Raw genomic sequence first — 13,696 nt, 5'->3', positions numbered from 1 at the left:
GGCGCGAGATCATCTCAACGTAAAATTATCGAAATGGGCTTCACCGCGTCCATGCATTAAATCAATGCGTTTGAAGGGCCTTGGTGCCGTGTATTCAACCCAACGTTTTCCACCCGTTTCAAGTGGATCAGGGACCAAGAAGCTAACGATCTGCACATCCTGCTCATCGTACAACCAGACCACAGACTGAAGCGCATAGTGATAGTGGCCGACACGGAAAAAGCTCGCAGCCCTCTCCAAATCGATTCGGACCTTTCCCCCTTCGCCGCCAATGTGGAGGGCGTGATTTACGATCTCGGGCGCTTGAGTAAAGTTTCTGATTTCCACAGGCCCCGGGTACCCCTCTTTTATAGCAGTGATCGTGGCGCGCCCTGGCAACTCTAGCGATGAACCCACCGGGATGACGCCTAGTGGAACGTCCTCGAAGTCGATAAAGACTTCGCGAATAATCGTAAAGCTGCGTGCCCATGACACCGGCTCAGGTCCATAGATGCCCTTGGCGGTAAAGCTGTGGAAACCCTCTGCCATCCCGTTCTGGTGCTGGCTCCAGTCACCATCGCGGTTGACGTCGGCAAGCCCTTTTGAGGTACCGCTGTCGAAGATTTCAATCTTCTGGTTGACCGAGGCCTTGCCGAACAGCGTGACATTGACCTGGTCAGTTACGCTGCCGTCAGGCACTTCCGTGCCCGTAGCTGTTTTCACATTCGTGATCGTTGGCGTCACGATGGCGGTCACCGTCAGGGTACGTGCGGCCGAGACAGGTTCGGTACCATAGAGACCTTTTGCGGTGAAGCTGTGGCCGCCGATGGCAAGTCCGCTGATCTCCTTGTCCCAATCGCCGCTGGCGTTGGACGACGTGGTGCCCTTCGAGGTGGTGCCGTTGTCGAAAATCTCGACCTCCTGGTTGTTCGACGCCTTGCCACTGAGGAGGATGGTCGTCGCGGTGGTCGTGGTGCCGTTGGGAATCTCGTTCTGCGGATCCTTCACCGAGGCGATGGTTGGCGTCATGGCCACTCCCACCGTGAATAACCGTACATTCGAATAAGGTGTCCCTGCGGTGTTGTAAAGCGCCTTGGCATAAAAACGATGCCCTCCTTCAGCAACCGCGATGTTCGCGAGCGACCAGATCCCCGTCACGGAGTCGGCTGTTGCGGTGCCTTTCAATACGGCACCTGAACCGCTGCCATCGTAGATCTCGACATCACGCCCTTTGCTGGCCGTTCCGTTCACTGAAACGGTCGTCGTGACCGTTTCAGTGCCCTCCGGAATTTCGGCGCCGTTGGCGTCCTTGACGTTATCGAGAGTCGGTATTGCCTGCACGCCGATGGTGATGTGCAAGGTCTCTGATGCAGAAGTCCCACCTCCGATCCGCCGAACCCAGTACATCGCCCGCACCGTGCCATCCCGATTGCCCTCGATCAACGGAGCGCCGATGGTGAACGGGATGTTTTGATTCTCGGTAATTTCAGTGACCCGAATCGAGTCCCGATACCGCCCGGTGTTCGTCCCCCACCACAGGATATGTACCCGGTCACCAGCCTTTTGCCCACCGTATTGGCGAACGATCAGGCGCGTGCCGTCCGGTTTATCCGCCGGGTCCAGCACGCCGTCGCTCTCGCCCTCCACCACCGGCACAGGTAATTCGGCCACGGGAGTGCCGATACTGAGCGGGTCGGCGTGCAGCGATTCCTCCTCAAGCACTTCCCGGCTCACCACATCGCGCAGCAGCTTGTAGTACAGGTCGAGCGTGCCCCCATTAATGGCAGTGAGGTGCTCGCCGGCCACGACGATTTCAATCGGCACGCTGCCGTCCGCTTCGTTCTGGCTGAGGGGATGCAGGGGCAAGTCCGGTGTATAAGAGCTGCCGGTCTCGGTGACACCGTTCCAGATCAAGGCAATGGCATTGCCCTCTTCCATGGCCGGGTCCAGCGGGATCTCGATGGTGGTGCTGGGCAGTTGTGGATCGAGGGTGCCAGCGATTTCGTCCAGCGGGATCGGTGCCGCCAGGGGGTTGGCCCGGCCCACGATCCGCGGGGAAAAGATCTTGGAGACCAGGTCATCACTGCCATCGGCCTTGATCAGCCGATAAAAAAAAGCCGCATGGGGACCGCCGGCCAGCTGCCGTACCTCGGCGCTGGGGCGTTTGAATTCGAGGATACTCGGGACACTGAGAATTTTTTCCGACGCGAAGATGACTTCTTCGATCTTCTCCCCCTCCGCCGTGGTGCCCGTCAAATGCATCTCGACTTCATCGTCCACCTTGAAGGAGTCGCCCACCGCGATGATCTGAAAGGTCAGGTCCGCCTCGCCGAGCTGGTCCACGTCCAGCACCAGATTGATCGTTTCCTTGATCAGCGGCGCCTCCAGGCGCGAGTTACCGGTGTCCACGATCACCCGTACTTCGGCACTCCAGTCTTCGGATTTGTTGTCCACCACGTCGTAGACTTCAAAGACCACCGCCAGCCCATTGGTATCGGTGTCCCCGGCCTTGAGAATGGTGGCTTCATCGACGGTAATGATCAACGGCGTACTCTGCGGCGGCAGGTGCTCGCTCTCTACCGTTTTCCAAATGATTTCACCGCCCCAGGACAGCTTGATCCGGTCCCCTTCGAACATGATCGGGTAAGGCTCAATGGTCACCTGCACACCTTGCTCGGCGGCTTCCTGATCCACGAAGCCGGGTGGCAGGAACTCGGTGGGGATCGTCAGTCTCAGTTCGGAGTGACCGGGCGTTGCACCGTCCAGATCCTGGCCACCGGGCGGGGCAAAATCGATCTTGACGTGGATCTTCGTCACCGCTGAGGACGTGTAGCCGGGCTCCCCGAGTATTCGCACGTCGTAGTTCAGGTTGAAGTCGCCATCGACCAGCCCGCCGACTGGGATATACCGCTCAACCCACTGGCCCACTTCAGTCTCTTCGTCGATAGAGCCCGTCACCACGGGGATATTGTTCAACTTGATCCGGAAGGCATCCCCCCGCCCCATGCGGTCCCCCCAGGGCGGTAGACGCAACCGTAACCCGTCGTGGGGGAAGACAAGCCTGGCAGCGGCGATGTTGATGCCGACGCTGTCGGCTGGAGCCGGCGGATGCGCCGGGCCGCCGTCGGGAATCTCCAGCGCGTCATATTCCAGGGGGGTGTTGTCGGCAGTGTCCATGGCAAGGTCCCAGTCGAATGAGGTCTGGGTTTATTCAATGCCTGAAAGGGGAAAGTGCCTACTGTCAGAGTTGACAGTAGGCGCACCTCGGGACCGTTCTTGAACCTTATCCCGATCTCCTCCAACCGATGCTGTTGATCGCAGACGCGAGGCCGATCCCCGCTTCACCACCATCTCCGAGGTTCCGGTACCACCACTTGCCGCTGCTATGTATTTCCTCTTCCCAGAACCAGCACGTTGCATGCGAAGGACCGTAATTGGTGATACCGACCACGTCACATACATTCGTGCCATATATTTTGAACGCATTATAGAAATTCCCCAGTTGGGGTCGGCTTGGTAACGTGAGACCTTTATTGCGCACGTGTTGGTCTGCCTGAACTTTCGTTACGCTCCAGGCTGCCTGCTCCCACTGCGTGACCCATGTAACCGAAACCTGGATGTCTGCCCAGTTTCCTCCTGAGTCGCTTACCCTGACTGTCGCAGTGCCTGCGCTGCGCCCCGGATAGACTTGCCCGTAAACGTTTACGTTGACCACCCTCACCGGATTGGATGCAACGACCTGGAAGAAATAGGGTGGCGTTCCTCCCGTTACGGGGATCGTGTAAATGTGATGGGGTAGAAGTTGGCCGACGTGCTCCCATTCAGGATGAAGGAACACGTGATAGTCCCCGTTGCCGTTAATTGGCACGTGCCCTGGACCGACAGCGAATGGCCCGGCTACGCGCAGGGTCCGTACGTTCGAGTAGGTGGTAGAGCTGTGATAGAGCGACTGGGCATACAGACGGCGATCACCTGGATCGACCGTGATCGGACGTGTCCAGGTGCCTGTCGTGGCATCCGCGGTTGCTTCTCCCTTGGACTGCGCGCCGCCCCCACTTCCCTCGAAAATCTCGACGGTCTGGTCTTTACTGGCTTGACCCGACAGTACCAATGAGGTGCTGGTGGTGGTGGTTCCGTCCGGGATTTCCCCGCCGCTGCTGTCTTTGACGCTGGCGAGGGTCGGTACAATAAGTGCCGTCACGGTGAAGGCTTTTACAGCCGAGTCGGGCACACCTGTGCCATAGAGGGCTCGGGCCTTGAGGCTGTAATTCTTGGCGGTCAGACCTGTAAGCCTGGTGCTCCAGTTCGTGCTGTTGGCGGGAACGCTGACCGGGCTACCAATGTTGCTGGAGCCGTCCATGAGTTGGATCTGTCGCCCGCTGCTGCCGGTGCCGGTGACGGTGACGCTGGTTTCGACGGTTATCCTGCCAACGACAGTGCCTTTGGAGTCTCGGATGTCAGTGAGGGTCGGTGCATCCAGGGCAACTGCTCTGACGGTATAGGTGCGCAACGGAAAGGCCAGCGCATTGGCCTCGTTGGTGGTCTGACTCAAGTCCGCCTTGAACTCCATCGTCAGGGTGCTGCCGTCCTTCAGCTCCTTCAGGTAGCTATACTCGACCGGGACGTCATAAAGCCCTTGGGAGATCCAGACTGGACTGGTCCTTGGACCACGTGGCGGCGGCGCCCAGATATTCAGGTCATAGGGAACGGTCCCGTCGGCCTTGGTGCCTTTGAGGCGCAGCCACACATCCTGATCCGGGGCAATCAACGGCCAGACAATGATCCGGCAAGTGGCATCGGCACTGATGGAATTCAGATCCAGCTCAGGGCCAATGCCGCCCTGTGCCGCCTCGCGAATCAGTGGCATTGCCAGACTGGACTCGGGCATTGCCTGCACCGCCAGCGTCAGCGGCGCTGACGGCGGCTCTTCGCGGCCGTCACGGGTCACCGTGTAGGTCACCGTCACCGATCGCGCCAGGTTATAGGCGAGCACGCTGACCGGAAGATCGATCTCCCGGCTGGCAGGCAAATCGCCTACCGGCGTGGTGTAAGAACCCGCGCCTGCAGTGCCGGCCCAGGTGACGCTGACCTTATCGCCCGGCTGAACGCCGTAATCAGGAATCACCACGGTCAAGGCATCCTTGGCCGCCACCGGGTTCAGTTGCTGGGTCGGTGAGCTGCCGGTGGCCTGCTTGACGCTGGGCGCAGTCAACTCCATCCCGGCACCGATCCTCATCTGCAAGATTTCTGACGGACTGGTCCTGCCGTCATGGCGTCGAACCCAATACATCGCCCGCACCGTGCCATCCCGGTTGCCCTCGATCAACGGAGCGCCGATGGTGAACGGGATGTTTTGAGTCTCGGTGATCTCAGTGACCCGAATCGAGTCCCGATACCGACCGGTGTTCGACCCCCACCACAAGATATGCACCCGGTCGCCGGCCTTTTGCCCGCTGTATTGGCGGACGATCAGGCGCGTGCCGTCCGGTTTATCCGCCGGGTCCAGCACGCCATCGCTCTCGCCCTCGACCACCGGCACAGGTAATTCGGCCACGGGAGTGCCGATACTGAGCGGGTCGGCGTGCAGCGATTCATCTTCGATGACTTCCCGGCTCACCGCATCGCGCAGCAGCTTGTAGTACAGATCCAGTGTCCCTTCCTCAATGGCGGTGAGGTGCTCGCCGGCCACGACGATTTCGATCGGGACAGTGCCCTCCGCTTCGTTCTGGCTGAGGGGATGCAGGGGCAAGTCCGGTGTATAAGCGCTGCCGGTTTCGGTGATGCCGTTCCAGACCAAGGCAATGACGTTGCCCTCTTCCATGGCCGGGTCCAGCGGGATCTCGATGGTGGTACTGGGCAGTTGGGGATCGAGGGTGCCGGCGATCTCGTCCAGGGGGATCGGCGCTGCCAGGGGATTGGCCCGGCCCACGATCCGTGGGGAGAGTATCTTGGAGGTCAAGTCATCACTGCCATCGGCCTTGATCAGCCGATAGAAAAACGCCGCATGGGGACCGCCGGCCAGCTGTCGCACCTCGGCGCTGGGGCGTTTGAACTCGAGGATACTCGGGACACTGAGGAGTTTTTCCGACGCGAAGATGACTTCGTCGATCTTTTCCCCCTCCGCCGTGGTACCCGTCAAATGCATCTCGACCTCATCGCCCACCTTGAAGTTGGCACCCATCGCGACTATCTGAAAGGTCAGGTCCGCCTCGCCGAGCTGGTCCACGTCCAGCACCAGATTGACGAGTTCCTTGATCAGCGGCGCCTCCAGACGCGAGTTACCGGTGTCCACAATCACCCGTACTTCGGCACTCCAGTCTTCGGATTTGTTGTCCACCACGTCGTAGACTTCAAAGACCACCGCCAGTCCATTGGTATCGGTGTCCCCGGCCTTGAGAATGGTGGCTTCATCGACGGTAATGATCAGCGGCGCACTCTGCGGCGGCAGATGCTCGCTCTCTACTGTTTTCCAAATGATTTCACCGCCCCAGGACAGCTTGATCCGGTCCCCTTCGACCATGATCGGGTAAGGCTCGATAGTCACCTCGACACCTTGCTCGGCGGCTTCCTGGTCCACGAAACCGGGTGGCAGGAACTCGGTGGGGATCGTCAGTCTCAGTTCGGAGTGACCGGGCGTGTCACCATCCTGATCCTTGCCACCGGGCGGAGCGTTGGTGATCTTGACGTGGATCTTCGTCACCGCTGAAGGTCTGTAGTCGGGTTCCCCCAGTATCTTCACGTCATAGTTCAGGTTGAAGTCGCCATCGATCAGCCCGCCGACCGGGATATACCGCTCGACCCACTGACCCACCTCGGTCTCTTCATTGATAGAGTCCGTCACCACGGGGATATCGTTCAACTTGATCCGGAAGGCATCCCCCCGACCCATGCTGTCCCCCCAGGGCGGTAGAAGCAGCCGTAACCCCTTGTGGGGAAAGACCAGCATGGCAGCGGCGATGTTGATGCCGACGCTACCGGCGGGAACCGGCGGATGCGCCGGGTTGCCGTCGGGAATCTCCAGCTCGTCATATACCAGGGGGGTGGTGTCGGCAGTGTCCATGGCAGGGTCCCAGTCGGATGAGGTCTGGGGTTATTCAATGCCTGGAATCGATGTGCGGCTACTGTCAGAGCTGACAGTAGCCGCAGGAGCGTGGCCGATGAACACGATCATAACCGACCAACGGCGACTCAACCTGTCAATCCTGACAGTTGGCAAACCCCCGACCGACCAGCAGATTAGGGTTCAGCCCCCCTCTCAATGGACACTCCTCATGACCCGGTTCATGCCCTGGCTGCTTCCTCCCCTGGACCCTTCCCAAGCACCGCTGGAACTCAGGGGATTGTTCATTGCAGGTTGGACCAGCCCGGTAAACGATGCTGACTTCGGGATCAACCGCAACATTGTCTTCGACCTCGCCATCCCGCCCCAGACCGAAGACCCACCCAAGGACGCACTCGGCGTCATCGACCCGTGGAACGATCAGAAGGAGGGCGACCATGTCGATGTCTACCTGAACGATGAAATCATCGCCCAGGAGACTGTCCCCGTCGGAGGGCTTAACAAGCGTCTGTTTTTGCCGCTGGCACACGAAAAAATCATCCCCACCTGGGGCGAGAACTTCCACTTCAAGCTGACCCGCGTAGGCGAAACCGCGCCCAGCGACGGCTCGACACCCTGGCGCTTGCGAATCAAGCTGGATCGACCGGGCGGCAGGGATAGAGAACCTCACAACCCCGGCCATTCGGAGCTAAAGGCTCCGCTGCCTCCGCAGGATGTGATCGATAACGGGGTGGACGCCGGCTCCGCAAAGGACGGTTTCGACCTTGAGATCATGCACTATCCCGGCCGTGCGGCCCACGACACCATTCAGTTGGCCTGGGGTAGTGCTTTTGTATATCGCGAGATAACCCCGCAAGAGGCGGCTACGACCGATTCGATCTTCATCAGGATCGACCAGCACACCATCCTGGCTGGCGGAGACAGCGCCCGACTGCTGGTGCACTACATGGTGTTCGATCTGGTTTGGAACTATGCCGAAAAATATTCCCTGCGCACTTATGTGTCAGTAGACGCCGGCGCCGCGCGACTGTCCGCGCCCATTATCAAGGAAGCTTCCAACGGCGTGATCGATTTGCCGACCCTGGGCAAACAGCCCGTGACGATCCAGATTTTCGCGTCCGCACCCGATTTTGCCCTAAACGACACATTGCACATGAACTGGATCGGTACGCCAGTGATCGGCCTGCCCTTGGAAAACCGTCAATCCAAAGTCATCAACAATCTACCCGCCGTCTATGAGTTCGAGATTCCCAACGCTGAAATCCGTGCCCTGGCGGGCGGATCTGGCGACGCCTTCTATACCCTGGAAAAAGCCAACGGTGATCCTCCCCTGTCGTCCAGACACGCCTTTGCCAGCGTCGAGGGGCAGCTATCCACCCTGCCCGCGCCGACACTTAGAGAACTGGTTGGGGACATACTCGAACCGGACCAGCCTTTCGCCACAGCGATCATCCATGCTTATCCGGGAATGAAGGATGGCGACCATCTCAAATTGGTCTGGTTGGGTGAAAAGGCCAACAACGCAGGCCCATACCTGCATGAAGACGAGCACATTGTCAGCAACAATGAAGTCGGCACGGACATTATGATGTTCGTCCCCGGTGAGCACATCGAGGTCCTGCGGGGAGGCAGCCTGAAACTGAGCTACTGGGTCTCCAACGACGACGCAATCGTGTACGACGTCAGGGAGTCCGACATCCTCGATGCCTTGGTCCAGGTCATCCGTGCCGAACTCCCTGCGCCCCGGGTCGTTGAAGCGCCTGATGACAAACTGGATCCAGACATTCATACCGGCAGCGTGACACTGCGTATCGGTTACCTCGGCACCGCCCAAGGCGACATTCTCACCTACTACTGGCATGGCAACCCGGGAGATGGCAGCACCAGCGACTGGGTACCGATATCCCAAGCCAGTGCCGGCAAGGAACTGGACTTTACGATCCTGCGCAAGTACATCGAACCGAACATCAGCGACATCGTCCGGATTCGTTATGTCGTCCTGGAAAAACTCACCGGCCGGTATCGCTACTCGGGCTTGCTTGAGCTGGTCATCGGCGACCTGCTGGGCGAACTGCCCGTGCCAGTGGTAATCGAAGCCTTGCCCGCAGATGAGCTCGATCCGATGAATGCACTCGCCGGCGCCACGGTAGAGGTGCGATACGCAAGCATGGATCAGCCGCACAGGGTTCATTTGAATTGGCTGGGTACCCCCGGAGCGGGTACATCCGATGATCTGGAGTTGCCCGGCAGTACCACCGGCCGCGTTCTTTTCAACGTCCCGGCCTCGGTGGTCGGAGCCAATATCAACCGTAACGTGATGCTCGGTTATGAGGTGACGCACAAAGGCTTCGTCTTTCCTTCCGACACCCTGGCGCTGAAAGTATTGGCCTTCCAGGATCCGGAACAGCAGTTGCCCAAGCCACGGATTACCCAGGCAAACGACACGACGTTGGTGCTGAACCTGGCAACCTTCAACGGAAACGCCAACGTCATCCTTGGAAAATGGCCATTCATCGCCGCCAAACAACGCATCTGGTTCCGGCTCGAGGGCAACACTGGGATGGGAATGCCCTATTCCATTGCATTGCTGGACAGCCATGAACTGAACGACAACCAGGTCGCCAATGGCCTGAGTGAAGTGGCGTTGCGAACCGAGCTGGAACGACTCGGCCACAACACACCGTTAACCGTGGTATGCAAGGTGGGCTTCAGCGCCGAAACAGAAGAGATCTATGCGCTTACCTTTCCCCTGACCCGCTACACCTTCAAGACGCATCATGACTGGGTCGTGCCAGAGATCACCAGCGTCAGGGACTCCTGGGGCGAAGTGGGTGAAGGAGAAAACACCCTCGACAACCGCGTGACATTGAGGGGCACGGCGACACCCGACTCCAGTATCCAGCTCTATGACCGCGACGCTCCAGGAGCGATCGTGCCGGTAGACATCGACGGGGCCTGGTCGCATATCATGACCTCGCTAAGCGTAAAATCTTACCGGCTCACCGCCCACGCCCTGGACGGCAGCGGCTTTGTTTCATCACCCCGGACTTTTTCCGTAGAAGCCGCCAACGCCCCTACCATTACCAGCATCAGTGACGTCTGGCGTGAGATTGCTCATGAAGGCTACACCGCTAATCGGCAAGTCACGGTGAAGGGCCAGGCCAATCCCAGACAAAATGTAAAAATCACGGGGGTTTCAACGCCGGCTCCAGAAGAGCCGACTGATGGAAACGGTGCTTGGAGCACCACCTTCAGCGCCTTGGCCCTGCAGCGTTATAGCGTGGTGGTCGAAGCGCTTTATGGCATAGGCGTCCCGCCCTCCGCACCGCGGTCATTCACGGTGACTGGTGTTGTCAATCCGATTATCAGCAGCGTTCGAGACTCCCGCGGCGAACTCAATAATGGCGCCACCACCACCGACAATCGGGTGGCCTTGAGCGGTAATGCCAGTGCCTATCAAGTCGTGCAGATACTGGGCACCACGACGACAGCCCCGGAAATCACAGCCGATGCCGGAGGTATCTGGCACCTGCCACAGTTGGCGGTGAGCCCTGGAAACTACAGCCTGACCGCCAAAGCCTTGTACGGCGAAAACGTGCCCATTTCACAACCGCGAACTTTTACCGTACGCGCACCAACACCACCATTGAACTTCAATCAAAGCCCCGTCACCTTGAGTGGAGCGGCCTACATGCTCGTCGGGAGTGCCGCGCTGCCCAACTTCGGCGCCGGCACGTCGGTACGCCATATTGCCAGCGGCGGCACACCACCCTATTGGTACAGTTCGAGCAACCAGGCAGCCGCAGTGGTCGATCAATCCGGGCTGGTAACCGTTCGCCGCAATGGCAGCACGACCATCACCGTGACCGATTCGTCCACCCCAGCGCAGGCAAAAAGCTACAGCGTTACGGTGACAGGCGTCTGGCTGTGTCACAACCTCGGAGGCGGGCATTACCAGACGATTCGCAACGTCGCCGCTTCACGGGGCTTGAGCGTTCCGGACCTCGGTACGTTGAATACAATCAGCGCCGCCTACCGGGGACGCTGGCCTTGGGGGGGCGCCTACACCTGGTCCAGCAGCGTCAAGTTTCCACTGCCGCCGGTGTATATGTATGCGCTGACCATGTCCAACGGTGCGACATGGGGGTTATGGGACCTGAACCCGATCGGCACGGGCCTGGGCATCGGGCGGTAAGGTGAGCGGCTTCAAACGCAAAGAACCCTGCACTGCGGCAGGGTTCTTTGGGTGGTTTCCAGTCGGGTCCAGGGTTTACCAGCTGTAACGCAGCCCCACATTCGCGCCGAACGGCATTTCGATATGCTTGCCATTGGCATAATCGAAATCGGCATGCAGTTGCAGACGCTCGCTGAGCTGCGCAGCTACACCCGCGCCGAGCTCACCGCGCGACCCCGAAAGATCGTTATTGAATACGTTGTTATTGACTTGCACTTCGTTGTTCTTGGCAAACTCATGGGCCATCGCCAGCCGGACATAGGGCTGCAGCACCGTGCCGTCGTCCAGCGTAAAATTACGCCCGCCGGTCATGCCGACCTTGCCGAGGAAAGAATGGGTGCGGTCGCCTTCGGCCTGCATACCATTATCCAAACCGTAATCCTGGCCCTGGATCACCACCGCGGAGAACTGGGTATAGGGTTCGATGAAATAGTCGTTGTCCAGCTTGATATGCCGTCCGAACTCCACCGAGCCGCCCAGGCCCGTGGTGTTGTAGGAGCCCTTGGCACGGCTGCTGTCACTCATCGAGACTTTCGCTTCATTATGAAAGCTGTTCAGCTTGAGCACACCGTCGAAGTAGTAGCCGGTGTCCGCGTCCAACCACGTCGTATAAGCCCCCACGTAGTAACTTTTCACAGTGCCTGAACTGCCGCGGCTCAAATCCAGGTCAGAGTTGCTGTGGCCCGCCATCGCGCCGACGAGCCATTGTCCATCGCCCACGGGCAGCGGTGCGTCGGCCCCCAGGGAGAAGCCTTGCTGAGTCTGCTTGTAACCGGTACCGGACGCCGCATCCACATTGTACTTGTTGCCATAGGTACGGCCCCACGCCCCCGCTTTGCCTCCATTGAAACGCAACTCACCCATGCGGCTGCGCAGGCTGGTCAGCTCACCCAGCCAGACTGTCGGAGCGGTATTGAACAGGGCCATGACCGTACGGGTACCGGGGCTGACCGTCGCCGTCTCAGGATCGAGGAACCAATCGGTCCCCCCTGAACCATTCGCCGCGGAAACCAATTTATACGAGTAGGTCCCGACATCCACCTGATCGCCGGCCAAGCCAAAGGTAGCGTCGCCCGCCGCCGTCTGCACCAGGGTCAGCGCCTGTGCAGACGTGGGATCGACGCCGGAACCGTTCACCAGCAACGCGTGATTCCCGCTGGCAACGCCGGTGACATTGAGCACATCGTGTTGATTGGTGGCCCAGTCGACATCCATCTTGAAGGTTCCCTCGCCCGTCAGGGTGCCCACATTCAACCGATAGAACTCATCAGCACCGCCAAAGACCACCCTTCCCCCGCTCATGGCCAAGGCGCCAACCGTATTGTCGCCCGCCATTTCCCAGTCAGAACCGCTGTTGATGGTTACGCCGGAAACGTTGGTCAGATTGCCCTTGAAGGACGAGGCGTTGGCGAGCCTCAGGGTGCCGGTACTTCCGGACTCGACAATGAAATCCCCTTCCATGCGGCCCTGATCGAACCCCAGATTGACGGTGCTGTTTCCGGAGACATCGACATTGCCTTTGAGCACGACAGCGCCGCTATTGCTCACATTCATGTTCGCCGTGACACCGTCGACAGCCTCAAGCAAATTGCCATTGCCCGCGATGAGATTCGAGCCATTGGTCAGATTGATGTTGATCGCCGTGGAGGCGGCACCGGCAGGCACGACACGGATGGCTGCACCGTTTTTTCCTTCGACGGTCGTGCCATCGAGCAATACATTGCTTTCACGGGGAAGTGGCCGATTGCCCCGCAGATCGAGTCCATTCAAGCCACCGATAATCGTGCTGTTGGTAAATGTCGCATCGGCACTGAACAACCTGACGCCGTAGCTATCGGCGCCAGTACCTTCGATATGCGAGTTGCGGATATCCAGCGTGCTCAACGCCGAAGCAAAGGCTCCGCCTTCCGATCCTCTGATAACGCTGTCGGAGACCGTCGCCGACGATCCCACACCGAGGCTTTGCAACAAATGCAGGCCAATCCCGTTGGCATTGGTCACGGTGCTGTTGCTGATCGTTCCTTGACTGGCTTCCAGTCGCACGCCAGCGATGCTTCCGGTACCCGTGGCAGTCACCGTGGCCCCCTCAAGCGTCACTCGCGAACCGTTACTGGCCCATATCTGCTGGGTCGTACTCCCTGGGCGGACATTGATGGTGGAGTTATTTGAAATGACATCCAATATGCTCGCGCCGTTCACATTGAGCGTGGAATCTTGGATGACGCTGTAGCGATCACTCGGGGTGCCAGGGGCAACGTCCCTGACTTCGCCATTTTCTACCAGGTCGGCCTGCACCGACGTACTTACCAACATCGACAAGATAAAGGAACAAGACACCGGTGCTATACCGGACAACAGCAATCGTGTGGAATTCGAGGAATACATAGTGATGGACCTGAAGTAAGAGTGAACGTGCACTTCTT

The 13,696-nt window shown here is 59.1% G+C and carries 4 protein-coding genes; 1 reads left to right on the top strand and 3 read right to left on the bottom strand.

What is annotated here, in order from left to right:
• Positions 1-9 precede the first annotated feature (9 nt).
• A complete protein-coding gene (locus IB266_RS09725) occupies positions 10-3,156 on the bottom strand; it encodes a hypothetical protein (RefSeq protein WP_192261056.1) in 3,147 nt (1,048 codons plus the stop codon).
• A 106-nt stretch (positions 3,157-3,262) separates the two neighbouring features.
• A complete protein-coding gene (locus tag IB266_RS09720) occupies positions 3,263-7,039 on the bottom strand; it encodes a hypothetical protein (protein WP_192261055.1) in 3,777 nt (1,258 codons plus the stop codon).
• A 97-nt stretch (positions 7,040-7,136) separates the two neighbouring features.
• Here IB266_RS09720 and IB266_RS09715 point away from each other — a divergent pair, with 97 nt between their 5' ends.
• Positions 7,137-11,234: an Ig-like domain-containing protein gene (locus tag IB266_RS09715; protein ID WP_192261054.1), complete on the top strand. Its 4,098-nt coding sequence runs from the start codon at positions 7,137-7,139 to the stop codon at positions 11,232-11,234.
• A gap of 75 nt (positions 11,235-11,309) precedes the next feature.
• Here the strand turns inward: IB266_RS09715 and IB266_RS09710 are convergent, their stop codons facing one another.
• Complete coding sequence (locus tag IB266_RS09710) at positions 11,310-13,658, bottom strand: autotransporter outer membrane beta-barrel domain-containing protein (RefSeq protein WP_192261053.1); 2,349 nt, start codon at positions 13,656-13,658, stop codon at positions 11,310-11,312.
• Positions 13,659-13,696: the final 38 nt, after the last annotated feature.

It is taken from the genome of Pseudomonas sp. Pdm06 (genome assembly GCF_014851795.1).
Lineage (GTDB): Bacteria > Pseudomonadota > Gammaproteobacteria > Pseudomonadales > Pseudomonadaceae > Aquipseudomonas > Aquipseudomonas fluorescens_AA.
This window is presented reverse-complemented; position numbering and strand designations above follow the sequence as displayed.